The organism is Polaromonas sp. P1_G2, assembly GCF_056405515.1.
This window is the reverse complement of sequence record NZ_JBFUBY010000004.1, coordinates 1-23,314: the sequence shown is the minus strand read 5'-3', so window position 1 is coordinate 23,314 and position 23,314 is coordinate 1. Positions and strand designations below refer to the sequence as shown.

Below are 23,314 nucleotides of genomic sequence, written 5' to 3'. Positions count from 1 at the left end.
CATTGACCATGGAAAACAAAGCCCATGCCATGGCCGCCGGTGCATTTGTACTGGTGGTCACCGYCCTGCTGGCCCTGCTGGCGATCTGGCTCACGCGCGACAACACCCAGCGCGACCTCTACGACATGAGCACCGGCGAAACCGTCTCCGGCCTGCAGCCGCAGGCGGCGGTGCGTTTTCGCGGCGTGCCGGTGGGCAAGGTCGAGCTCATAGGCTTCGATACCAAGGTCAAGGGCAATGTGCTGATCCGCGTGTCCATAGACCGCAGCGCGCCCGTCACCAAGTCCACTTTCGCCACCGTGGCCTCGCAGGGCGTCACCGGGCTGGGTTTCATCCAGCTCGACGACGACGGCAAGTCGGCCGAACGCCTGGCCGTCAACGATGACGATCCGCCGCGTATCCCGCTCAAGCCCGGCGGCCTGGACAAGCTGCTCAAGCAAAGCGAGGTGATCTTCAACCAGGTTGAGGAAGCCAGCACGCGGTTGAACAAGCTGCTGTCCGACGACAACCAGCAGGCCCTGACGGCGGCCGTCAAGCAGCTCGGCGATGCCGCCGGCAGCATAGACCGTGTCGCCAAAGGCCTGGAGCCGACGGTGGCCTCCTTGCCGGCCCTGTCCCGCAACACCACGGCCACGCTGAACTCCGTCAAGACCGCCGCGGACGACATCAGTGTGACCGCCACGCGCCTCAATGAAAAAGGCGGGCCGCTCGACAAGCTGTCCGAAGGAGGGACCGCGCTGGCCGCGGGCGTGGAAACCTTCAGCGCCGGCACGCTGCCCAAGCTCGGGGAGGTCGCCGACGAAACCGCGCGCGCCATGCGCCAGCTGCGCCGCACCGTGAGCGCGGTCGACGACAACCCGCAGTCGCTGATCTTCGGCAACGGCCCGCCTGTGCCCGGGCCGGGCGAACCCGGCTTTTCCGCCTCTGGAGTGAAAAAATGATGCGCGCTTTTCCTCAACCGTCTTCCAAACTATCATCGCGGGCCGCCGGCCTGGTGTGCGCGCTGCTGGCCGCCCTGGCGCTGGGCGCCTGCTCGGGCCTGCCCGACAAGCCGACGCGCGCCACCATGTACGACTTCGGGCCGGGCCCGCTCGCGACACCGCCCACGACGCGCCAGGCGCCGTTGCCCGCGCTGGCCCTGGACGACGTCTCGACCCCGGGCGGCGTGCTGGACAACATGGCCGTGCTATACCGCCTGAGCTATGCCGACGCGCAGCAGCTGCGCCCCTATTCGCAGGCGCGCTGGAGCATGCCGCCCGCGCAACTGGTGCGCCAGCGCGTGCGCCTGCAACTGGGCCAGCGCCGCGCCGTGTTCGACGCCGGGGCCAGTGTGGCGCTGAACCGCAGCCAGAACGCGGTGCTGCCGCTGCTGCTGCGCCTGGACCTCGAGGAATTCAGCCACCTGTTCACCGCGCCCAATACCAGCGTCGGCCTGATCCGGCTGCGCGCCACGCTGGTGGAAGTCACGCCGGCCGGCGACAAGCTGGTCGGCCAGCGCAACGTCATCGTGCAGCGGCCCGCACCCAGCAGCGACGCGCCCGGCGGCGTCCAGGCCCTGACGGCGGCCACCGACGCGGCCATCGAGGAGATCGACCAGTGGCTGCAGCAAACCCCCGCGCGCTGACGCGCCCTGCGCCATGAAAACGCTGGAAGAACAACTGGACGCCGCCGGGTTGCACGTCTTCGGCTGCTGCGAACGCCTGAGCGCCTACGGCCCCGACCTGCTGCAGACCTCGCAGCTGCTGCAGGATTTCACGCCCGCGGAGGCCGACATCCTGGGTGCGTCCATGCTGCTGGTACGCGCCGAGCCGGGCCAGGTGATGATCCGCGAGGGTGAGGCCGGCGACTGGATGATGCTGATCCTCAAGGGCACGGTCGACGTCACCAAGCGCCTGGAGTCGCCGGCCGATGCAGCCCAGGCCGAGGCTGATGGCGGCGCCGAAGCGGCGGTGTCGCGCGTGGCGGTGGTGCGCGGCGGCGCGGCGATCGGCGATATGTCCATGCTCGACAGCGAGCCGCGCTACGCCACCTGCACCGCCATCGAGGCGGTCGAGGCCGGCGTCTGGGGCCGCCACGAAATCGCCTTGCTGATCCGCGACCATCCCGGCGTGGGCGCCAAGCTGCTGGTCAAGATTACGCAGATGATGGCGCAGCGCCTGCGCAACACCAGCAACCAGCTGGTCAAATTGATACGCCGTCAAGCGGCCGCCCAGGCGCCGGAGCAGGTGCACCCGCACTGACGCTTTCCCCGGCTTCTTCACTCTCGCTTCACAGAGGCGGCCCGGATCTCATCCTGGCCTCACACAGGGTTTGCACACTTCCTCTCGTTGTTCAAACGAAAGGAAGCCATGAAACAAAAACTCCTCGCGCTGGCACTGGTGCTGGTCTTGCTGGTCCTCGCCTTGTTCCAGATCAGCGGAGTGGTGCACGACCGCCAGACCTACCGGCAGATTGCTATCCAGAGCGTGGCGCAGAGCCTGGCCGGCCCGCAGACTTTGACGGGCCCGCTGATCCATCGGGCTTGTACCGAGGAATGGGACGTCAAGTATGAGGGCAAGAAGGTGCAGACCGAGCGCCGTGAATTCCTGCTGGTGGCGGCACCGGCCTCCCTCACGCTCAAGGGCGGCAGCAAGCTCGAGGCGCGCGCCCGCGGCCTGCATGCGACGCAGGTGTTTAACCTCAAAGCCGACATCGTGGCTGAATGGACCGACACCGAAGTGCTCAAGCCCGTGTCCGAGCATGCCGGTTCGCGCATGAATTGCGGCCAGCCGCTGTTGATGATGGCTGTGTCCGACTCGCGCGGCATCCGGCATGCCAGCGTGAAAATCGGTGAGCAGGTGTTGGTGCTCAAACCCGGTACTTTTTACGGCAGCTACCCGCGCGGCGTGCACGCGCCATTGCCCATCACCATGGTGGGCGCGGCGCCGCTGCAGGCACAGCTGACGCTGGAGTTGGTGGGCACCGAAAGCATTTCAGTCGTGCCGCTGGGCGGTGACACCCGGGTGCAGATCACCTCCAACTGGCCGCACCCGAGTTTCGGCGGGCAGTTTTTGCCGGTGGACCGCAAGATCACGGACGACGGCTTTGAGGCCAGTTGGCGCGTCAGTTCCCTGGCCAGCACCGCGCAGCAGGACGTGACGCAAGTGGATGCGGGCAAGCGCAAGGCCGTTTGCCCGTCCTACAGCGACGGCTCGGTCCCCAGCGGTTGCGTCGAGGCTTTCAACGTGACCTTTGTCGATCCTTCCAACACCTATGCGCTCAGTGACCGGGCCACCAAGTACGGCCTGTTGTTCATCGGCCTCACCTTTTTAGCGGTGGGGCTGTTCGAGTTCATGAAATCGCTGCGCGTGCATCCGATCCAGTACCTGCTGGTCGGCGCCGCGATGAGCATGTTTTTCCTGCTGCTGGTGAGCCTCTCGGAGCACATGCCTTTTGAAACCGCCTACGCCATTGCTTCGACGGCCTGCGTGCTGCTGCTCACCTTTTACGCCAGCCACATGCTAGGCCGCTGGTCGCGCGGCCTGCCCTTCGGCCTGGGCATCGCCACGCTGTACGGCATGCTGTTTGTCTTGCTGCGGATGGAGCAAACCGCCTTGCTGCTGGGCGCCGTGGCCTTGTTCGCCGTRCTCGCCGCCATCATGATGCTGACGCGCCGCGTGGACTGGTATGCACGCTTCAAGCAGGCCGAACCGGCCAAACCTGGGCCTGCGAAGGTGGCAGGGTGATGGGCGCGGCCAGGCTAGAAGTACAGCTCGACCCGCAGGCCGGGCCGGGTGTTGCGCACTACCATGCGGCCGCCATGCAGCTGCATGATCTGCCGCACGATGGCCAGCCCCAGGCCCGAGCCCTTGGTGTGGCCGTCGGGGCGTACCGTCGAAAAGAAGCGTTCGCCCAGCCGGGGCAGGGCGTAGTCGGCCACGCCGGGGCCGCTGTCCTGTACGGCGATGCGATCCGGCCCGGCCTCCAGCGTGATGGTCGAGCCCTGGGGCGCGAACGAGCGCGCGTTTTCGAGCAGGTTGCTCAGCGCCAGGCCCAGCAGGCCGGGCTCCGCATGCACGCCGGCATGTTCCGGGCTGATTACGATTTTGACGACATGCTGGGCCCGGCCGCCCGCCGCCTCAAAGGGCTTGAGGACGCCGGCCCACAAAAGGCGCTCGCGCTCTACCTGTGCATGGCGCTGCTCCAGCTTCGTCAACTCGAGCATGCGGTCCACCAGCGCCTGCATGCGGGCGGACTGGGCCAGTACCTGCCCCGAAAACTCGCGGCGCGCGTCTTCGGGAAGCTCGTCCTGCAGCAGCTCGCCCGCGCCGCGGATCGCGGCGATCGGGCTCTTGAGCTCGTGCGTCAGCGCGCGCACGTAATCTTCTATGTACTCGTGGCCCTCGAGCTTCAGGCGCATGGCATCGACTGCCATGGCCAGCTCGCCAAGCTCGCCCGATATCTGCGGAACCGCGGGTTTGCCGCCCTGGCCGACGGCGTTGGCATAGCGGCGCAGCTTGCGAATGCTCCACACCACCCACAGCGTCACGGCCACGCCGATGGCCAGCGACAGCACCAGCAGCAGCGCGCCGCTTAGCAGGATTTTCCGCTCGGCCCGGTCTATGAAGGCCTGGATGGTGGACATCGGCTTGGCGACGGTCAGCACGCCGATGATCTTTCCGTCCCGCTGCACCGGTGCGGCCRCGTACATCACCGAGGTGCGGTCGTCCTGCTGCACCTCGCGGGTGGCGCGCGCGCCGTATTCGCCGCGCAGGGTCAGGGCCACGTCGCGCCAGCGCGAATAATCCTGGCCGGTCGCCACGTTCTCGGAATCGAACACCACCTTGCCGCCCGCGTCGGTGATGTAAACACGGAAATCCAGCGACTGCTTGGCCAGGCCCCAGATCTGCGCGTCGATCGGCCGCCTGGCGTAGTTGCGCACATGGCCGGCAAAGCGGCCTTCGGCAATGGCGCCGGCCGCCAGGTCGTCGCCGGCCAGCTCGGCCAGGATGTTGGCGGTGTCCACCATCATGTCTTCCATGACTTCGCGGACGCTGGGTTTCACTTCAGCCACAAAGACGCGCAGCGTGAAAACCGCCGCCAGCCCGGTGACCAGGAAAAAACCGAACAGCAGGCGTATGCCCAGGCGCATCTCAATTCCCTTTGGCGCGGTCTATGTCCAAGGAATAGCCCATACCGCGATGCGTTGTGATGCAGTCATGCCCCGGCGCTATTTCCTGCAGTTTGGCCCGCAGGGTCTTGATGTGGGTGTCCACTGTGCGGTCCGTGCTGTCCGAGTCCGTTCCCCAGACCGCGCCCAGCAAGTCATCGCGTGAGCGGATGCGGCCACGATGCCGCAGCAGGTCGGCCAGCAGGCCGAACTCGCGGCGCGTCAGGTTGAGCGGGCGGCCGTGCAGGCTCACGCGCTGGCCCGCGAGGTCGATTTCGAAAGGGTTGCCCGCAAGCGCCGGCGCGGGGGCCGGCATGCGCGTGCGCCGCAGCAGGCTACGCACGCGCGCCAGCAATTCGCGCGGGCTGAAGGGCTTGCTCACGTAGTCGTCGGCGCCCAGCTCCAGCCCCAGGACGCGGTCAATCTCTTCGCCCTGGGCGCTGAGCATCAGCACCGGCAGGCTGCCGGCGGCGCGCAGCTCGCGGCAAAAATCCAGGCCGCTGCCGTCGGGCAGGCCCACGTCGAGGATCACGGCGTCGGGCGGCTGCCGGCTGATTTGAGCGCGGGCATCGCTAAGCAGATACCAGTCTTGCCCAGCACGCGGGCAATCGGCTCTGCCAGCGAAAAGCAGATCGCGGTGGCCAGGGCGATCACGATGCCGTAGCCGACCAGCATGGATAGCTGCAGGGCGGTCTTGGCTTTTTCGGCATAGATCACGACCGTGGACATGGTGGCTGGACCGGTCAGCAGCGGGATCGTCAGCGGCACCACGGCGATGCTGGCACCGCGCGCCGCCTTGGCCGCGCCGTCTTCCATTTCGTTGGTCTGGGGCTTGGCTTCGGCCGGCTGGGCGTTCAGCATGTTCATGGAGCTGATCAGCAGCAGCATGCCGCCGCCCACCTGGAAACTCGCCAGCGAGATGCTGAAGAAGTCGAGGATCTGCAAGCCCAGCAGCGCGCTGATCGCAATCACGACAAAGGCCGTGAAAGAGGCCACCAACACGGTGCGGCGGCGCTGCTCGTCGGAAAAATCCTGCGTGTAGTGGATGAAAAAGGGCACGATGGCCAGCGGGTTGACGATGGCCAGCAGCGTGACAAGCGGTTTGAAATCCATCGTTCTTCCTTAATGACAACTCAGTGGCAAGCGCGGTGGGGCCATCCCTACCTGCCCCCTGCTACGTCTAGCAGGGCGCCTGTTGTATAGCTTGCATTGTCGCCGAGCAACCAGACAATGGACTCCGCTACCTCGTCGGCGGTACCCGGCCGCTGCATGGGCACCTGGGGCGCCAGCTCGCGGGCGCGGTCGGGCAGGCCGCCCGAGGCGTGGATGTCGGTGTCAATGATGCCGGGGCGCACGGCGTTCACGCGTATGCCCTCGGTGGCGACTTCCTTGGCCAGTCCAACGGTGAAGGTGTCGATGGCCCCCTTGGCGGACGCGTAGTCCACATACTGGCCCGGGGCGCCCAGCCGCGCCGCCGCGCTGGAGACGTTGACGATGGAGCCGCCCGCGCCGCCGTGGCGGGTGCTCATGCGCTTGACGGCCTCGCGCGCGCAGAGGAAAGAGCCAAACACATTGATCTCGAACATGCGCCGCAGCCGCGCCAGGGTCATGGCGTCGACGCGGGTGGTGCGGTCCACCACGCCGGCGTTGTTGACCAGGCCGTCCAGCCGGCCGAGCTTGGCATCCACTTTCTCGAACATGGCCAGCACCTGCGCCTCATCGGCGACGTCGGCCTGGACCGTGATGGCCTGGCCGCCGGCCTGGCGGATCTGCCGCACCACTTCATCGGCCGCCAGCGAATTGCTGGCGTAGTTGACAGCCACCGCCCAGCCCTGGCGCGCCGCCAGCAGGGCCGACGCCGCGCCTATGCCGCGCGAGCCGCCCGTGATCAGAACAACTTTTGACAAACCACACCTCCAGCAAAAAATGGCAATCCCGGTTAAAAACAGGGGCTTGGCGGATCAATGTACCCTAAGCCGTACCTTGTGCAACGCCCGGCCGCCCGGCCGCCCGGCGGCGCGGAGCCCCATCCAGAGACCCTGACGGAGACAAACTTGAGCACCACTATTGATTACTATTTCACCCCGCAAAGCCCCTGGACCTACCTGGGCCACGAGCGCTTTGCGCAAATTGCCCGCGCGGCGGGCGCCACCGTGCGGGTGTTGCCCATAGACCTGGGCGGCAAGGTGTTCCCGATCTCCGGCGGGTTGCCGCTGGGCCAGCGCGCGCCGCAGCGCCAGGCCTACCGGCTGCTGGAGCTGCAGCGCTATTCGGACTACCTGCATGCGCCGCTGAACCTCAAGCCCAAGTACTTCCCGGTCTCCGGCGACGATGCCTCACGCCTCATCATCGCGGTGGACATGCATGACGGCAGCGAGGCCGCGATGAAAATTGGCGGCGCGATCTTCAGCGCCGTCTGGGTGCGTGAACGCCACATCGCCGACGAAAAGGTGCTGGCCGAGCTGCTCGCCGAATGCGGCATGCCCGCCGAGCGGCTGGAGCAGTCCTTCAGCCAGGCGGTACAGGAGCGCTATGAGGCCAACACCCAGCAGGCGATTGACGCCGGCGTGTTCGGCGCGCCCAGCTATGTCGTGGACGGGGAGCTGTTCTGGGGCCAGGACCGGCTTGATTTCGTCGAACGCAAACTGATGGCGGGCGCGTAGGCGCTTCGCCGGCTGATTGATTCATCCATCTATCGCACATCCATTCTTGAAGGAGCATCACGCCATGGGCCAATTCATCCAACTCACCGCGGCCGACGGTTTTTCCGTGCCGGCCTATGTCGCCAAACCCGAAGGCAAGCCGCGCGGCGGTGTTGTGGTGGTGCAGGAAATCTTCGGCGTCAATTCGCACATCCGCGCCGTCACCGACCGTTTCGCGGAACAGGGTTACCTGGCGGTGGCGCCCGCCACCTTTGAACGCGTCAAGCCCGGCGTCGACATGGGCTACAGCGAAGAAGACATGAAAGCCGGCTTTGAACTCAAAACCGCCGTCAGCGCCTTGCCCGGCGCCGGCGTGCTGCAAGACCTGCAGGCGGCGATAGACCATGCGGCCAAGGCCAGCGGCGGCAAGGTCGGCATCATCGGCTTTTGCTGGGGCGGCCTGCTGACCTGGCGCGCGGCCTGCCTGCTGGACGGGCTCTCCGCAGCGATCCCCTATTACGGTGGCGGCATCACGGCCGAGGAAGAAATCGAGCGTCAGCCCAAGTGCCCCGTCATGGCCCACTTCGGTGACCAGGACCACTGGATTCCCATGGAAGGCATTGAGGCTTTCACCAAGGCGCATCCGGAGGTCGAGGTGCATGTTTACCCGGCCAACCACGGCTTTAACTGCGACCAGCGCGGCTCCTACAACGAGGCGGCGGCCAAGCTGGCGCGTGAGCGTTCGCTGGCCTTTTTCGCCGCGAAGCTGGGCTGAAGAGGCGGTTTATCGGCGTGGTTGGGCTGCCTGTAAATTTCATGGAAATATGCGCGGCAACGAACTGCTGCGCTAGCCCGCAGGGAGAGTGGAATGAAATACATCGTTGTAGGCGGTACTTCGGGCATCGGCCTGGCGACCGCGAAGCTGGCGCTGGACGCCGGTCATGAGGTGGTGGTGGCTGGGCGCGACCCGGCCAAATTTTCCGCCGCGCAGGCCTTGGGTGTCCAGGCGCGGCAACTTGATGCCGGTGATGCGGCAGCCTGCGCTGTGTTCTTCAAGGCAGAAGGCGGTTTTGACCATCTGGTGCTGAGCGTCTCCGGCTCCTCAGGCGCGGGCTTGTTCCGTGAGTTGAACCTGTCCGAGTTGCGCAAGGGCTTTGAAGGCAAATTCTGGCCGCAGCTGCAGTGCGCCCAGGCTGCCCTGCCGACCCTGAAAGCGGATGGATCCATCACCTTCGTTGGCGCCATTTCTTCGCGCGCCTTGCAGCCTGGCACTTCGGGCCTGGCAGCGATCAATGCGGCGTTGGAAGCAATGGTGCCGGTGCTCGCCTCCGAGCTCAGGCCCTTGCGTGTCAATGCCCTGGTGCCTGGCGTAGTCGATACCCCCTGGTGGTCGCGGGTGCCGGAGGCCGCACGAGCCAAACTGTTTGAAGAGCTGGCCAGCAAGGTGCCCGCCGGCCGAGTCGGCAAGCCCGAAGACCTGGCGGCAGCGCTAATGCTGTTGACCACCAACACTTTCATCACCGGCACCATCCTCGACTGCGACGGCGGCTGGAAATTAAAGAGCTCCTGAGGGCTCCAGCCAAGCGGGGCCGGGGGGCGGCCGGGCCGCGGGCGGGCGACCCCTCGGGGGTGGGGCGCTGCACGAAGTGAGCGACCCTAGGGGCACAATATGTTTATGTACCAACTCCACTTCTCTCCAAGTTCCGCGGCCATGGCGCCCCACATCCTGCTTCAGGAACTGGGCGTTCCGTTTGAAAAAGTCCTGGTCGACACCAGCACGGGCGCCCACCGCTCGGAGGCCTACCGCAAACTCAATCCCAATGGCCTGATCCCGACGCTGGTCGATGGCGATCTGGTGCTCTACGAAACCGCGGCGATCTGCCTGCACCTGTGCGACAGGCATCCCGAGGCCGGCCTGGCCCCGGCGCTGGGCACGGCGGAGCGCGCGCATTTCTACAAGTGGCTGGTCTGGCTGACCAACACCGTGCAATCCACCTTGATCATTTATTTCTACACCGACCGCTGGATGGATGCGGGCAACAGCGCGGGCGTGGCCGAACTGAAGTCTCATGCCGAGGCCAAGGTCGGCCTGATGCTGGACCAGCTGGACGCGGAGCTCGCCCGGCTGGAAAAAATGCAGGACCAGCCCTGGCTGCTAGGCGCGAACTATTCGGCGGTGGACATCTATACGCTGACCTTGTGCCGCTGGACGCGCAACTTCGCATCCAAGCCGGCGCGTGACCGCACGCACCTGGGTGCCTATTTGAAGCGTGCGCTGGCACGCCCCGCGGTGATCAAGGCCTTCGAGGCCGAAGGGCTGGCCCAGCCCTGGGTCTGAGGCGGAGCCACTCACAAAACCCTCCTGGCGTTGTTGCGCCGCCTTGCCGTACTGGTGTACTGTCTGCGGCGACGCGCCTAGCCAGGACCGCTTCGCTGGATTTTGTAAGCGGCTCTTAGGAGTGGGGAGTCTACTTCGGCGGGTTCTCGTTCTGCGCCTGCTCGATCTGGGCCACCAGCTTTTCCGGGTCGGTGTCTTCCTTGAGGATGCGAACGTCCGGATCGGGGGCGTCGGCGCCCACTTTTTTGGCGATGCGCTCCAGCATCTGGATCATCTTGGTGTTTTCCTGCTCGGTCAGCAAGTTGATCTGCAAATCGAGCTGGTTGCGCCTGTCGCTGACGCGCAGTTCGTAGTTCTGGCTGATCAGGATGAAGGACGACAGGAAAATCGCTTCGAGCGACACCACCAGCGTGAGGAAGGTGAAGGGGTAGGGGTCCCAATGTCCCAGCCCCGGCCACGTGTTGAAGGCAATCCAGCATGCGAAGGCGGCCACATGCAGCCAGACAAAAGGCATGGAGCCGCAGAAGCCGGCGATGAAGGCGGCCATGCGGTCGGCGCGGCTGCGGTTGGCCATCGCCATTTCTTCCACGCGCCGCATGGACTGAACGTTTTCGCGGGTGAGGTCGTCCGCGCAGACCTTGGGCGGGGTCTTCCCGCTGAAGCGGTTTTTCATGTGTCCTCCTTTCGCAGGCGGCGCGGGCCGGCGGAATCAGCGCCGCGCCAGTCCCCGTGCGAGGTACAGGGCGTCAGGCACCGCGGCGCCGCTGGCTGTATTGTCGAAGACGCACCAGGCCGAGGCGTCAGACGCCGCCGCGCGTTTGAGCCGGACAAGCAGCGCATCGAGCACGTCCGGCGCATAGGCCGAGTAATACATGCGCGGTGAGCCGTGCAAGCGCACATAGACCAGGGCCGGGTCGCCGCCGGGCGCGCGGCCCGCGTCGAACAGCACCGGGTCGGCCAGTACGCGGGCGATTTTCAGTTCTTTCAGCAAACCGTCGACCGGCGCCGTGAACCAGCTCTCGTGGCGCGGCTCCAGCGCGACGTTGCCAGCGTGGCGCCGGCGCAGCCCGGCCAGAAAATCGCCGGCCGAGGCTGCGTCGAAAGCCAGGCTGGGCGGCAGTTGCACCAGCAGGCAGCCGAGCTTTTCGCCAAGGCAATTGGCCTGCTCGAGGAAGGCATCCAGCAGGCTTTCGCCGCCGTGCAGGCGTTTTTCATGGGTGAGGGTCTTGGGCAACTTGACGGAAAAGCGGAAATCCGCGGGAACGCTGCCGGCCCAGCGCGCGTAGGTGGCCGGCTGGTGCGGGCGGTAAAAGGAGGAGTTGATCTCCACCGCGTTAAAGCGCGCGGCATAGCGCTCCAGGTGGCTGCCGTGTTCGGGAAATTCCGGCCAGGTTTCGCGCGGCAGGCTYCAGCCCGCGCAGCCCACCCGCACGCCCGCGATTGCGCTGGGCCGGGTGCCGGGCTGCATGGGGGACTCTTGCGTCAGTACTGGCCGCGCTGGCGCATGTCGCTGCGCAGGCGGTCGAGTTGGTAGCCGGCGTCGCGCACCGCGTAGCGGGCTTCTTCAATGCGGCGGTCCGAGCGTGAGAGCTGCTCGCGCAGCGTGCGCTTGCGGTCATCGGCGGTTTTGCTGTCGCGCAGCTCCGCCTCCATCTGGTCCTGTTCGCGCTGCAGCCGCGCCAGGTTTTTCCGGGCCTCCTGGTCGCGCCAGGCGATGCCGTGGATGTTGCGGAAGTTCTGGTCCATGGGCGCGGGGCACACGCCCTCGTAACTGTTGCCGGCCAGGCCTTCGTTGAGGGCGTTGGCCAGCTGGCAGTAGCTTTGCAGGCCCTGGGTGCGGCCCGCGCGGTAGACCGCCACATTCACGGGCACGCCGGCCTTGCTGCAGGATTCGTAGTAGTCGGCGGCGCGATCGGTGCGGCCGCGGCTGCCGTCCTGCACGCCGAGCTGGCGCCAGTCGGCGGTGGCGCATTCGGCGGGGCTCAGGCTTTCGCAGCCGGCCAGCAGGGCCGAGACCGCCAGCATGACCGGCCAGGTCGCTCGCGGCAGGGAAGCGCCAGCGAAGACGAGGCGGATGAAGGCAGCGGGCATGGCGGTGTCTCCTGCGAATGGACTGGGGATTGCGGCGCGGCTAGCCGCGGGTGCGGGCTATGTATTGCTTGCGCCAGAACACCGTCCCGACCACGGCGACGATCAGGACCATGAAGCCGAAGGTCCACCAGAAGCCCTTGCTGGTGTGGAGAAAGGGCATGAATTCGAAATTCATGCCGAAGAAGCCGGTGATCAGGTTCAGCGGCAGGAAGATGGCGGTCAGCGCCGTGAGCGTGCGCATGATGTCGTTGGTGCGGTTGCTTTGCGCCGAAAAATGCATCTGCACGGCGGTCTCGGCGCTCTGCTCCATGCGGCGCACGTGGTGGACCACGCGCTCGATATGCTCCAGAACGTCGCGCGAGCGCACCTTGAGCAGTTCGCGTTCGCGCACCGCGGCGGGCGTCACACCCTCGGGCCAGGTTTCCACGGAGTCGATCCAGTCTTGCACGGCCGAGCGCTGGTCCTCGCAGATTTCGTCCAGCTGGTGCATGGCCAGCCGCGCGTCGAGCACCGAGCTCCAGTTGGTAAAGCGCGTGCCGGGCCGGAGCAGTTCGGACTGCCAGTGGTCGAGCTGGCGCGTGAGTTCGCGCCTGAGTTCCAGGTAGCCGTCCACGATCTGGTTGACGATGCGCAGCATCATGTCGGCGGGGCTGGCGGGCAGCTTGACGCCGCTGGAGCGGGACTCGGCCGTGGTGGCGTTCAGCAGCCGTGACGCGTAGGCATCGCGCACCGCGCAATCGGCGGGATGCACGGTCAGCAGCAACTTGTCGAACACGGCGAAGCCGACCGGACTGGTGTCTATGCGCTTGAGCACCGGTGGCCCGCCGCGTTTCATGCGCTCCTGCAGCGGTTCACCGGGCCGGCTGGGGTCGGTCTCGGTCTGGCCGGCCGCCAGGCGGCGGAACACCAGGATGTCGTACTGCGAGGTGTAGTCGTAGTGCGAGGGCAACTGGTTGTTCAGCAGGTCGGAGACATGCAGGTCCACCAGTTGGGTGCCGCACAGCAGTTGCAGGCTGGCCTGGATCTGGGCCTGCAGCACCTCGAACTCGCGGCGGGCGCATGCGATCCAGACAAAGCCCTGGGCGGGCAGCTGGGCCGGCAGGGCGTCGGTTTCGGTGACCCCCGAGCTGCCGCCGGCGCTGATGGTGAAAACGCGCACCGCTCAGCCTTGCCGCAGCTTGCGGGCGGCGTCGATGGCGAAATAGGTCAGCACGCCGTCGGCGCCGGCGCGCTTGAAAGCCAGCAGGCTTTCCATCATGACGGCGTCGTGGTCCAGCCAGCCGTTCTGCGCGGCGGCTTTCATCATGGCGTATTCGCCGCTGACCTGGTAGGCGAAGGTGGGCACCTTGAACTCGTCCTTCACGCGGCGCACGATGTCCAGGTAGGGCATGCCGGGCTTGACCATCACCATGTCGGCGCCTTCGGCGATGTCCATGGCCACCTCGCGCAAGGCTTCGTCGCTGTTGCCCGGGTCCATCTGGTAGACCTTTTTGTCGGCCTTGCCGAGGTTGCCGGCCGAGCCGACCGCATCGCGAAAGGGGCCGTAGAAGGCGCTCGCGTATTTGGCGCTGTAGGCCATGATGCGGGTGTGGATCAGCTTTTTCGCTTCCAGTGCCTGGCGAATGGCGCCTATGCGGCCGTCCATCATGTCGCTGGGCGCGACCATGTCGACGCCGGCCTCGGCCTGGCACATCGCCTGCCTGACCAGCATCGCCACCGTCTCTTCATTCAGGATGTAACCGTTTTCGTCCGGCAGGCCGTCCTGGCCGTGCGTGGTGAAAGGGTCCAGTGCGACATCGGTCATCACGCCCAGGCCGGGGAAATTCTTCTTGAGTTCGCGCACCACGCGTGGAATCAAGCCGTCCGGGTTGGTGGCTTCCTTGCCGTCATAGGTCTTGAGCGAGGCATCCACCACCGGAAACAGCGCCATGACCGGAATGCCCAGCTTCACGCACTCTTCGGCCACCGGCAGCAGCAAGTCCAGGCTCAAGCGTTCAACTCCGGGCATGGAGGCAACCGGCTGGCGCTGCTGTTTGCCGTCCACCACAAATACCGGATAAATCAGGTCGCTTGGAGTAAGTGTGTGCTCGCGCACCAGATTGCGGGTGAAGGCATCGCGACGCAGGCGACGGGGGCGGCCCGCCGGAAAGGGGGCGAAGTTGGAGGCGTGGAAAGTCATGGGCAAATTGTGCCAAAGCTTTAGCAAGCTGTTCACTGTTTAAACGCGGCCCGGTGAAAACCGGGAAGGGCTTTCACGAACGCCATGAAGTACCTGGCGCGCGGTCCCTGCTTGGTTGCGCTTGCCCAGCTTTACATGAAAGTTTCTTAGGTTGCTTATTAAATCATTGCCAAGGGCCGACGGCGGTGGTTAGAATTAATACGTGTGGTTACCAATTTGGCAGCTACATCCCGCTTTTCCTCCCTGAGCGGGGCCTTTGCGTGTGACAGCAAAAAGGCTTGCCAGCCCGGTGGCCCAGCGCCCCGGGCATTTTTTTGCCCCCGCGCATTCATAAATCCGTTTGCCGGGCGAATCGCTGCGTTGCGCGGTGCTCGGAATCCTCATGCACTGGAGTGCATTCCGGTGTCCTGCGCTCCGGGCGCCTTGCGCTTCATCCCGGTAAACGGATTTCTGAACGCGCGGACATTGCGCTTCAACTTCCGATGCGTCGGAACTGAGGATGACGAGCTGCGGACTAAACTACCTCATGCTCTGGGTCAAATCACTCCACATCGTTTTTATCGCCAGCTGGTTTGCCGGGCTGTTTTATTTGCCGCGCATTTTTGTGAACCTGGCGATGGTGCCGCCGGAAAGTGTGGCGGAGCGTGAGCGCCTGGTCCTGATGGCGCGCAAGCTGATGCGGTTCACGACCATCCTGGCCGTGCCGGCGCTGGCTTTTGGCCTATGGCTGTACCTGGGTTACGGCATAGGCCGCGGGCCGGGCAACGGCTGGATGCATGCCAAGCTGGCCGTGGTGGCGCTGGTGATCGGCTACCACCACGCCTGCGGCCGCCTGCTGGCAAAGCTCGTCGCCAACCGCAATACACGCAGCCACAAGTGGTTTCGCTGGTTCAATGAAGTGCCGGTGCTGTTGTTATTAGCGGCGGTCATTCTGGTGGTGGTCAAGCCTTTCTAGGATCACAACCGGGCAAAACAGTGAAGAAGGCCCCTCCCAAACCAGCAGACGCGGGCGAACCGGCTTCGCCGGGCGCCTCGCGTCGTCACCTGCAAGGGGAAAAGGCACTACACGAAGCGAAGCGCAGTGAGAACGATAGGGGTGTGCCACATCCAGGGGGTGTTCACAAGACCACTGCCTGGCCGCTCGCGCTGGCCGCCATCTGCCTGATTGTTTACGCCAGCCTTTATCCCTTCGCGGACTGGCGCGACCAGGGCATTTCTCCCTTTCGCTTCCTGACGGCGCCGCTGCCGCAGTACTGGACGGGTTTTGACGTGGGCGCCAACCTGCTGGGTTACGCGCCGCTGGGTTTTTTACTGGCGCTGTCGGCCTTGCGCAGCCGGCGTGTCTCCTGGGCTGTGACGGTGGCGGTGCTGGCCTGCGGCCTGCTGTCGCTGGCGATGGAGACACTGCAAAGCTACCTGCCGTCGCGTATCCCCTCCAATGTCGACCTGCTGCTCAATACGCTGGGTGCGTGGCTGGGCGCGTGCTTTGCCTGGGCCCTGGAAAAGACCGGCGTGGTGGACCGCTGGGGCCGCTTTCGGGCGCGCTGGTTTGCCCAGGACGCGCGGGGTGCGCTGGTGCTGCTGCTGCTCTGGCCGATGGCCCTGCTGTTTCCGGCGTCCGTGCCTATGGGCCTGGGGCAGGTGTTCGAGCGGCTGGAGGCGGCCCTGGCCGATGTTCTGACGGACACGCCTTTCCTGCAGTGGATGCCGGTGCGCGATGTGGAGCTGCAGCCCCTGGTGCCCATCGCGGAGCTGATCTGCGTGGCGCTGGGTGCGCTGATTCCCTGCCTGCTCGGCTATTGCGTGATTCGCACGCTCTGGCAACGGACGGCGTTCTCGGCGGCGGCGATCGCGGCGGGTATTGGCGCGTCGGCGCTGTCCGCCGCCCTGAGTTACGGGCCTGACCACGCCTGGGCCTGGCTGGACATCCCGGTGCAGGCGGGCATTGGCCTGGCGGCCGTGTTGGCGTTGCTGCTGCTGGCAGTGCCGCGCCGCGCCGCTGCGGCACTTACGTTGCTGGCGCTGGCCATCCATCTGGGGCTGCTCAACCAGGCGCCCGCGGACCCCTACTTCGCGCAGACGCTGCAGACCTGGGAGCAGGGCCGCTTCATCCGTTTTCACGGGGTGGTGCAATGGCTGGGCTGGCTCTGGCCGTATGCGGCTTTGCTTTACGTGCTGGTGCGGCTGTCGGGCCGCGAACCGCGGGCCTGATGYCGCAATCGCCGTCTTCTGCTACTATCGCAGCGCGATCTCCCTCAAGAGTTGCCGTAAGCGTTTACGTCAATCAATGCGCCTACCACCGCCGGCCATGCCGGGCGTGTGTTTTCCCTTTGGCCTTCCGGCCGCGGGAAAGGCGCCTTGACTGGACGGCTTATGGAAACATGTATGAACTCTTCGAAATCTTCATCGCGTACCCTTTTCGGTTTTTCCAAACTCCCCGCACGCAGCGCGCGCTGGGTCACACCCTTGCTGCTGTCGCTTTTCATGACTTGCATCGTCTCCCTCATCAGCACGCTCAAGGGCGTGGGGATCACGCCCGGCGTCCTGCGCACCTGGCTGGGCGCCTGGGCCATTTCCTGGGTCATTGCCTTCCCGACTTTGCTGCTGCTTCTCCCGCTGGTGAGGAAGGCGACGGCCTTCGTCGTCGAGGCCGCCTGAGCCTGCGGAACATATCGAACACAACATCCTCTAAAGTCACTGCATGCCTGAACAAAATTCCTATTACGAACGCCATATCTTCTTTTGCCTGAACCAGCGTGCCAACGGCGAAGACTGCTGCGCCGACCACCGCGCGCAGGAAGGCTTTGATCGCTGCAAGTCGCAGGTCAAGGCCGCCGGGCTGGCCGGGCCGGGCAAGGTGCGGGTCAACAAGGCCGGCTGCCTGGACCGCTGCGCCGCCGGCCCGGTGGCCGTCGTCTACCCGGAAGCAGTCTGGTACACCTATGTGGACGCCAGCGACATCGACGAAATCGTCGAGTCGCATCTCAAGAACGGCAAGGTGGTTGAGCGCCTGCTCACACCCGCGCACCTGGGGCGCTAGGCCCCTCGATTGAAAGTGTTTCCGTGAACTCCCAAACCCAAAAATCCTTCATCGAAGGCCCGGCGGGCGCGCTTGAAGTCGCGCTGGACCTTCCCGCCGGCGCTTCGCGTGGCGTGGCGGTCATCGCGCATCCGCATCCGCTGTTTGCCGGCACCATGGACAACAAGGTGGTGCAGACGCTGGCGCGAGCCTTTGTGCACTGCGGATGGACGGCGGTGCGCTTTAACTTTCGAGGTGTGGGCGGCAGCGCCGGCAACCACGACGAAGGGCGGGGCGAGCTCGAGGATCTGCTGGCGGTGGTGGAGCACGCCGCGCCGGCAAGCGCCGCGCAGCCGCTGGCGCTTGCCGGATTTTCCTTCGGCGCTTTCGTCACCACCCATGCATTCCAGCGCCTGGCCGCCAGCCGCGACATCGAAAAGCTGGTGCTGGTCGGTACCAGCGTGACCCGTGCGCCGGCCGCGCCGATCGACGAGGCTGCGCACCTCAAGACCTTGGTCGTGCATGGAGAGCAGGACGACACCGTTCTGCTCTCCGCCGTGCTCGACTGGGCGCGCCCGCAGGCGCTGCCTGTTACGGTTGTCCCCGGGGGCGGCCATTTCTTTCATGGACAATTGCCCCTGTTGAAAAATCTCGTGGTTCGCCACCTGTCTTCGCCCCCAGCCTGACCCGCGCCGCCAGTCCTTTCGTTCAATTCCTACTTTTCAGCGATACCCCCAATGCAAGCTTCCCTCAAGGCTCCCCGACCCATCCAGGGCCCGCGCGCCTTCACCACCGCCGTTTTCCTGGTTCTCTCCGCGGTGCTGCCGCTGGCGCACGCCCAGGTGCCGCAAGCGCCGGAAATCGCCGCGCGCTCCTATTTGCTGCTGGATGTCACGGCCAACCAGATCCTGGCCGCAAAGGACATCGACTCCCCGGTCGAACCGGCTTCGCTGACCAAGCTGATGACCGAATACCTGGTGTTCGACGCGCTCAAGTCCAAGAAGATCAACCTCAAGCAGACCTTCGGTGTCAGCGAACGCGCCTGGAAAATGCCGGGCTCGCGCATGTTCATCGACCCGAAAATGCAGGTGCCCGTCGAGGACCTCATCAAGGGCATGGTGGTGCAGTCGGGCAATGACGCCACCATGGCGCTGGCTGAAGGCGTGGGCGGCACAGCCGAGCATTTCGTGCAGCTCATGAACGAGCAGGCCAAGGCCCTGGGCATGAAATCGACTTCCTACAAGAACCCCGAAGGCCTGACAGAACCCGGCCACACCACCACGGCGCGCGACTTGAGCATCCTGGCCACGCGCCTGATGACGGATTTCCCCGATTACATCGGCTATTCGGCTATCAAGAAATACCGCTATCCCGGCACGCCGGTGGCCAATGACACCAACCGCAATACCCTGCTGTTCCGCGACCCGACCGTGGACGGCCTCAAAACCGGCCATACCGACGCCGCCGGCTACTGCATGATCGCCACGGCCAAGCGCGACTTTCCCAACCTGGGCGCTGCCGGCGCGCCGGGCGGGCGGCGCCTGCTGGCCATCGTGCTGGGCACATCCAGCGACAGCGCCCGCGCCAATGAGTCGCAGAAACTGCTGAACTGGGGCTACACCGCCTACGAAGCCGTGAAGCTGTTTGACGCTGGCCAGGCCGTAGTTACGCCGTCCGTCTGGAAGGGCAAGTCGTCCACCGTGAAGCTGGGCCGCCCCCAAGCCATCGTGGTAGCGGTCGCCGCCGGCAGCGCGCCCAAGGTCAAAACCCAGGTGGCCCGGCCCGACCCACTGGTGGCGCCTTTCACCAAAGGGCAGGCACTCGGCACACTCAAGGTGATGCTGGGCGACAACCCGGCGCCGGTGGCCGAAGTGCCGCTGGTCGCGCTGGAAACGGTGGAAGAGGCCGGCATTCTGGGCCGCGCCTGGGATGCTATCCGGCTCTGGATTAAATAGCTTCTGCGGCAACTTGATCGGAGTGGGCGCTAACATTCTTCTGGATTGAGCTCGTAAGGGCTGCAAAACCCGGGAAAAGCGTTGGGTTTGCGAGGGCCTGCCTGCGAACAGGCTTGGCGCCCGTCGCCTTTTGCTTGAGCGTTTTCCCTAACCGGTTTATACTAGAAGGCTTTTCCGCTTTCACGGCGGGAAATATTTGTGGCCGTATCAACACGGTAAATCAGTTTTCAGACGTTTAGGGACGTTATCAATGCCAACCATTAATCAGTTAGTCCGTCAGGGGCGCGAGGTCGAAAAGATCAAGTCCAAGAGCCCTGCGATGGAGAATTCTCCACAGCGCCGCGGTGTGTGCACCCGTGTGTACACCACGACGCCTAAAAAGCCCAATTCCGCTCTGCGTAAGGTCGCCAAAGTGCGCCTGACCAACGGTTTTGAAATCATTTCCTACATCGGCGGCGAAGGCCACAACCTGCAGGAACACAGCGTGGTGCTGGTTCGCGGCGGTCGTGTCAAGGACTTGCCCGGTGTGCGTTACCACATCGTCCGTGGTTCGCTCGACTTGCAAGGCGTGAAAGACCGCAAGCAGTCGCGCTCCAAGTACGGTGCGAAGAAGCCAAAGGCCAAATAAGCCAAACCGGCTCGGGTTTTCTCTTCACTGAGAGCTCGCGCCAGAAGAAGTTGTCACGGAAGTCTGTGATAGTTCTTCAAAAACAGGTGTTTCACTCGCCCTGGCAGGTGTTTGAAACGAAGTGACCCAAGCGCAAATAGTTGTGCCGGTCGAGTAAGTGAGGGTTTTGATAACTCTCGCGGTGTTGCCAAAGGCAATGCCAACTGAAGCAAAGAGGTGAAAAAATGCCACGTCGTCGCGAAGTCCCTAAACGTGAAATTCTTCCTGATCCGAAATTTGGTGATGTTGATCTCGCCAAGTTCATGAACGTGATCATGCAAGGCGGCAAAAAGGCCGTCGCAGAGCGCATCATTTATGGCGCGCTCGACTTTATCGAGAAAAAGAACCCCGGCAAAGATCCGCTCGAGGCCTTCCATATGGCCATCGGCAACATCAAGCCCATGGTTGAAGTGAAGTCCCGCCGCGTCGGCGGCGCCAACTACCAGGTGCCGGTTGAAGTGCGTCCCGTCCGCCGTATGGCCCTGGCCATGCGCTGGTTGAAGGAAGCCGCCAAGAAGCGTGGCGAGAAGTCCATGTCCCTGCGCCTGGCCAACGAGCTGATGGAAGCGACCGAAGGCCGCGGCGGTGCCATGAAAAAGCGTGACGAAGTTCACCGCATGGCAGAAGCCAACAAGGCATTCAGCCACTTCCGCTTCTAATTTTCGATTGCAGTATTTGCTGCGCTGAATTGACGGGTTGCCGGGCGGTTTCAAGGTGATGTCACCTTGATTGCCGGCGGTTCAACCCCAATTTCTGCCAGCCGGSTGTCGTGCACAACATCACTTCCGGCCGGCAGACGCGTAGAAAAAATGAAAGACTGCCCGGGTGCCGGGCAGTCTTTCAACGAGTCTTTGTTCGTAACCCCGAACTGAAAGTAATTTATGTCCCGCGCTACCCCCATTTCACAATACCGCAACATCGGCATTTCCGCGCACATTGATGCCGGCAARACCACCACCACCGAGCGGATCCTTTTTTACACCGGCGTGAACCACAAGATTGGTGAAGTTCAYGACGGCGCGGCCACCATGGACTGGATGGAGCAAGAGCAGGAGCGCGGCATCACGATTACCTCCGCCGCCACGACCTGCTTCTGGAAAGGCATGGACACGTCCCTGCCCGAGCACCGCATCAACATCATCGACACCCCGGGCCACGTGGACTTCACCATCGAGGTGGAGCGTTCCATGCGCGTGCTCGACGGCGCCTGCATGGTGTACTGCGCCGTGGGCGGCGTTCAGCCCCAGTCTGAAACCGTCTGGCGCCAGGCCARCAAGTACAAGGTKCCSCGCCTSGCSTTCGTCAACAAGATGGACCGCACCGGTGCGAACTTCTTCAAGGTCGTCGAACAGATGAAGCTGCGCCTGAAGGCCAGCCCCGTGCCCATGGTCATCCCCATCGGCGCCGAAGAAAACTTCACCGGCGTGGTCGACCTSSTSAARATGAAGGCCATCATCTGGGACGAAGCTTCGCAAGGCATGAAGTTCACCTACAGCGACATCCCCGCCGAGCTCGTCGAGCTGGCCAAGGAGTGGCGCGAGAAGATGGTCGAAGCCRCCGCCGAGTCGTCCGAAGAGCTCATGAACAAGTACCTTGAAGAAGGCGACCTGACCGAAGCTGAAATCAAGCTGGGCATCCGTACGCGTACCATCGCCAGCGAAATCCAGCCGATGTACTGTGGTTCTGCGTTCAAGAACAAGGGCGTGCAGCGCATGCTGGACGCCGTGATTGAATTTATGCCGTCGCCGATCGACATTCCACCCGTCAAGGGCATGGACGAAGACGAAGCGCCCGTTACCCGCAAGGCTGACGACGAAGAGAAGTTCTCTGCGCTCGCTTTCAAGCTGATGACCGACCCGTTTGTCGGTCAGTTGACCTTCGTGCGCGTTTACTCCGGCGTCCTGAAAAAGGGCGACAGCGTCTACAACCCGATCAAGGGCAAGAAAGAGCGTATCGGCCGTATCGTGCAGATGCACGCCAACAACCGTGAAGAAGTCAGCGAAATCCGCGCCGGCGACATTGCGGCCTGCGTGGGCCTCAAAGATGTGACCACCGGCGAAACCCTGTGCGATCCCGATGCCATCGTCATGCTCGAGCGCATGGTGTTCCCTGAGCCTGTGATTACCCAGGCCGTGGAACCCAAGACCAAGGCCGACCAGGAAAAAATGGGCATTGCGCTGCAACGTCTGGCACAGGAAGATCCTTCTTTCCGCGTCAAGACCGACGAAGAGTCCGGCCAGACCCTGATCGCCGGTATGGGCGAGCTGCATCTGGAAATTATTGTCGACCGCATGAAGCGCGAATTCGGCGTGGAAGCCAACGTGGGCAAGCCGCAAGTGGCTTACCGCGAAACCATCCGCAAGACTGTGGAAGACGCCGAGGGCAAGTTTGTGCGCCAGTCCGGCGGCAAGGGCCAGTACGGCCACGTCGTGCTGAAGATTGAACCCAACGAAGCCGGCAAGGGTATTGAATTTGTCGACGCCATCAAGGGCGGTGTGGTTCCTCGTGAATACATCCCCGCGGTGGAAAAGGGCATCAACGAAGCCGTCACGTCCGGCGTGCTGGCCGGCTACCCGGTGGTCGACGTCAAGGTCACGCTGCACTTCGGTTCGTACCACGATGTGGACTCGAACGAACTCGCGTTCAAGATGGCGGCCATCTTCGGTTTCAAGGAAGGCTGCCGCAAGGCCAGCCCCGTGATCCTGGAGCCCATGATGGCCGTTGAGGTGGAAACGCCTGAAGACTACGCCGGCAACGTGATGGGCGATCTGTCCTCACGCCGCGGCATGGTGCAGGGCATGGAAGACATGGTCGGTGGCGGCAAGGCCATCAAGGCAGAAGTGCCCCTGTCCGAAATGTTCGGTTATTCGACGACGCTGCGTTCGATGTCGCAGGGCCGTGCAACGTACTCCATGGAGTTCAAGCACTACTCTGAAGCCCCGCGCAACGTGTCGGAAGCCATCATGGCTTCGCGCGCCAAGTAAAAACGTCAGCTGCCGGTCCCTTGTGGGGCTGGCAGCTTTTTTCCTTGTCTGCGATTGTGTGCCACTTTGTACCCGTGCGAAGTGAATCAGCAACACAGTGCAGACGTTAAACCGTACACGGGCATGTTCTTTATCTGGAGAGAAAAATGGCAAAAGGCAAATTTGAGCGGACCAAGCCGCACGTCAACGTAGGCACGATTGGCCACGTGGACCATGGCAAGACGACGCTGACGGCGGCGATCACGACCGTTCTGGCGTCCAAGTTCGGCGGCGAAGCCAAGGGCTATGAC

The 23,314-nt window shown here is 64.1% G+C and carries 27 protein-coding genes; 18 read left to right on the top strand and 9 right to left on the bottom strand.

Annotated elements, in window-relative coordinates; all coding sequences use genetic code 11:
* Positions 1 to 8: 8 nt before the first annotated feature.
* The 4 genes from AC1D0P_RS00955 to creD all read left to right on the top strand — a co-directional run bounded on the left by AC1D0P_RS00955 (position 9) and on the right by creD (position 3,725).
* Positions 9 to 941 carry an MlaD family protein gene (locus AC1D0P_RS00955; protein ID WP_477674955.1) on the top strand — a complete coding sequence of 311 codons (933 nt, stop codon included), beginning with the start codon at positions 9 to 11 and terminating at the stop codon, positions 939 to 941.
* A complete protein-coding gene (locus tag AC1D0P_RS00950; RefSeq protein WP_477675010.1) occupies positions 941 to 1,624 on the top strand; it encodes an ABC-type transport auxiliary lipoprotein family protein in 684 nt (227 codons plus the stop codon). Before AC1D0P_RS00955 ends, AC1D0P_RS00950 begins: the two co-directional genes overlap by 1 nt.
* Before the next feature lie 13 nt (positions 1,625 to 1,637).
* The gene (locus AC1D0P_RS00945) at positions 1,638 to 2,240 is read left to right on the top strand and encodes a Crp/Fnr family transcriptional regulator (RefSeq protein WP_477674954.1); all 603 of its coding nucleotides are present in this window, start codon (positions 1,638 to 1,640) and stop codon (positions 2,238 to 2,240) included.
* Positions 2,241 to 2,348: 108 nt separating this feature from the next.
* Complete coding sequence (gene creD / locus AC1D0P_RS00940; protein ID WP_477674953.1) at positions 2,349 to 3,725, top strand: cell envelope integrity protein CreD; 1,377 nt, start codon at positions 2,349 to 2,351, stop codon at positions 3,723 to 3,725.
* A gap of 14 nt (positions 3,726 to 3,739) precedes the next feature.
* Here the strand turns inward: creD and creC are convergent, their stop codons facing one another.
* Genes creC through AC1D0P_RS00920 form a run of 4 tightly spaced genes read right to left on the bottom strand, consistent with a single transcriptional unit; the run spans position 3,740 to position 7,056 of the window.
* Positions 3,740 to 5,131, bottom strand: a complete 1,392-nt coding sequence (creC, locus tag AC1D0P_RS00935; RefSeq protein WP_477674952.1) for a two-component system sensor histidine kinase CreC — start codon at positions 5,129 to 5,131, stop codon at positions 3,740 to 3,742.
* A gap of 1 nt (position 5,132) precedes the next feature.
* On the bottom strand, positions 5,133 to 5,780 hold the full coding sequence (locus AC1D0P_RS00930; RefSeq protein WP_477675009.1) for a winged helix-turn-helix domain-containing protein: 648 nt from the start codon (positions 5,778 to 5,780) through the stop codon (positions 5,133 to 5,135).
* Positions 5,678 to 6,262 carry a MarC family protein gene (locus tag AC1D0P_RS00925; RefSeq protein ID WP_477674951.1) on the bottom strand — a complete coding sequence of 195 codons (585 nt, stop codon included), beginning with the start codon at positions 6,260 to 6,262 and terminating at the stop codon, positions 5,678 to 5,680. The genes AC1D0P_RS00930 and AC1D0P_RS00925 overlap by 103 nt, the downstream gene beginning before the upstream one ends.
* A gap of 47 nt (positions 6,263 to 6,309) precedes the next feature.
* Positions 6,310 to 7,056: an SDR family oxidoreductase gene (locus AC1D0P_RS00920; RefSeq protein ID WP_477674950.1), complete on the bottom strand. Its 747-nt coding sequence runs from the start codon at positions 7,054 to 7,056 to the stop codon at positions 6,310 to 6,312.
* Positions 7,057 to 7,203: 147 nt separating this feature from the next.
* Here AC1D0P_RS00920 and AC1D0P_RS00915 point away from each other — a divergent pair, with 147 nt between their 5' ends.
* The 4 genes from AC1D0P_RS00915 (at position 7,204) to AC1D0P_RS00900 (ending at position 10,129) form a co-directional block, all read left to right on the top strand.
* Entirely contained in the window at positions 7,204 to 7,812 is a 609-nt protein-coding gene (locus AC1D0P_RS00915) for a DsbA family protein (RefSeq protein ID WP_477674949.1), read from the top strand.
* 64 nt (positions 7,813 to 7,876) lie between these two features.
* Entirely contained in the window at positions 7,877 to 8,566 is a 690-nt protein-coding gene (locus tag AC1D0P_RS00910) for a dienelactone hydrolase family protein (protein WP_477674948.1), read from the top strand.
* Positions 8,567 to 8,659: 93 nt separating this feature from the next.
* Complete coding sequence (locus AC1D0P_RS00905; protein ID WP_477674947.1) at positions 8,660 to 9,361, top strand: SDR family oxidoreductase; 702 nt, start codon at positions 8,660 to 8,662, stop codon at positions 9,359 to 9,361.
* A 105-nt stretch (positions 9,362 to 9,466) separates the two neighbouring features.
* Complete coding sequence (locus AC1D0P_RS00900) at positions 9,467 to 10,129, top strand: glutathione S-transferase family protein (protein WP_477675008.1); 663 nt, start codon at positions 9,467 to 9,469, stop codon at positions 10,127 to 10,129.
* Positions 10,130 to 10,259: 130 nt separating this feature from the next.
* Here the strand turns inward: AC1D0P_RS00900 and AC1D0P_RS00895 are convergent, their stop codons facing one another.
* The 5 genes from AC1D0P_RS00895 to hemB are packed head-to-tail and all read right to left on the bottom strand — an operon-like array spanning position 10,260 to position 14,399.
* The gene (locus AC1D0P_RS00895) at positions 10,260 to 10,802 is read right to left on the bottom strand and encodes a DUF1003 domain-containing protein (RefSeq protein ID WP_477674946.1); all 543 of its coding nucleotides are present in this window, start codon (positions 10,800 to 10,802) and stop codon (positions 10,260 to 10,262) included.
* A 36-nt stretch (positions 10,803 to 10,838) separates the two neighbouring features.
* On the bottom strand, positions 10,839 to 11,597 hold the full coding sequence (locus AC1D0P_RS00890; protein WP_477674945.1) for a DUF72 domain-containing protein: 759 nt from the start codon (positions 11,595 to 11,597) through the stop codon (positions 10,839 to 10,841).
* 14 nt (positions 11,598 to 11,611) lie between these two features.
* A complete protein-coding gene (locus AC1D0P_RS00885) occupies positions 11,612 to 12,220 on the bottom strand; it encodes a DUF2799 domain-containing protein (RefSeq protein WP_477674944.1) in 609 nt (202 codons plus the stop codon).
* A 40-nt stretch (positions 12,221 to 12,260) separates the two neighbouring features.
* Entirely contained in the window at positions 12,261 to 13,379 is a 1,119-nt protein-coding gene (locus AC1D0P_RS00880) for a magnesium transporter CorA family protein (protein ID WP_477674943.1), read from the bottom strand.
* A 3-nt stretch (positions 13,380 to 13,382) separates the two neighbouring features.
* The gene (hemB, locus tag AC1D0P_RS00875; protein WP_477674942.1) at positions 13,383 to 14,399 is read right to left on the bottom strand and encodes a porphobilinogen synthase; all 1,017 of its coding nucleotides are present in this window, start codon (positions 14,397 to 14,399) and stop codon (positions 13,383 to 13,385) included.
* A gap of 526 nt (positions 14,400 to 14,925) precedes the next feature.
* On the opposite strand from hemB, the gene AC1D0P_RS00870 reads away from it, so the two are divergent.
* The 10 genes from AC1D0P_RS00870 to AC1D0P_RS00825 all read left to right on the top strand — a co-directional run.
* On the top strand, positions 14,926 to 15,354 hold the full coding sequence (locus AC1D0P_RS00870; protein WP_477674941.1) for a CopD family protein: 429 nt from the start codon (positions 14,926 to 14,928) through the stop codon (positions 15,352 to 15,354).
* 143 nt (positions 15,355 to 15,497) lie between these two features.
* On the top strand, positions 15,498 to 16,610 hold the full coding sequence (locus AC1D0P_RS00865; RefSeq protein ID WP_477674940.1) for a VanZ family protein: 1,113 nt from the start codon (positions 15,498 to 15,500) through the stop codon (positions 16,608 to 16,610).
* A gap of 174 nt (positions 16,611 to 16,784) precedes the next feature.
* Positions 16,785 to 17,057 carry a DUF2798 domain-containing protein gene (locus AC1D0P_RS00860; RefSeq protein WP_477674939.1) on the top strand — a complete coding sequence of 91 codons (273 nt, stop codon included), beginning with the start codon at positions 16,785 to 16,787 and terminating at the stop codon, positions 17,055 to 17,057.
* A 43-nt stretch (positions 17,058 to 17,100) separates the two neighbouring features.
* Positions 17,101 to 17,439 (top strand): (2Fe-2S) ferredoxin domain-containing protein, encoded by a 339-nt coding sequence (locus AC1D0P_RS00855; RefSeq protein ID WP_477654288.1) that lies wholly within the window; start codon positions 17,101 to 17,103, stop codon positions 17,437 to 17,439.
* A gap of 23 nt (positions 17,440 to 17,462) precedes the next feature.
* The gene (locus AC1D0P_RS00850) at positions 17,463 to 18,104 is read left to right on the top strand and encodes an alpha/beta hydrolase (protein WP_477674938.1); all 642 of its coding nucleotides are present in this window, start codon (positions 17,463 to 17,465) and stop codon (positions 18,102 to 18,104) included.
* Between the two features lie 51 nt (positions 18,105 to 18,155).
* Positions 18,156 to 19,373, top strand: a complete 1,218-nt coding sequence (locus AC1D0P_RS00845) for a D-alanyl-D-alanine carboxypeptidase family protein (RefSeq protein WP_477674937.1) — start codon at positions 18,156 to 18,158, stop codon at positions 19,371 to 19,373.
* Positions 19,374 to 19,623: 250 nt separating this feature from the next.
* Entirely contained in the window at positions 19,624 to 20,001 is a 378-nt protein-coding gene (gene rpsL, locus AC1D0P_RS00840; protein ID WP_092130055.1) for a 30S ribosomal protein S12, read from the top strand.
* Positions 20,002 to 20,225: 224 nt separating this feature from the next.
* Positions 20,226 to 20,699, top strand: coding sequence for a 30S ribosomal protein S7 (gene rpsG, locus AC1D0P_RS00835; protein WP_011481226.1), 474 nt, complete (start codon positions 20,226 to 20,228; stop codon positions 20,697 to 20,699).
* Between the two features lie 222 nt (positions 20,700 to 20,921).
* On the top strand, positions 20,922 to 23,024 hold the full coding sequence (fusA, locus tag AC1D0P_RS00830) for an elongation factor G (RefSeq protein WP_477674936.1): 2,103 nt from the start codon (positions 20,922 to 20,924) through the stop codon (positions 23,022 to 23,024).
* A 146-nt stretch (positions 23,025 to 23,170) separates the two neighbouring features.
* On the top strand, positions 23,171 to 23,314 hold a 144-nt coding region (locus tag AC1D0P_RS00825), incomplete at its 3' end, for a GTP-binding protein (protein ID WP_477664961.1).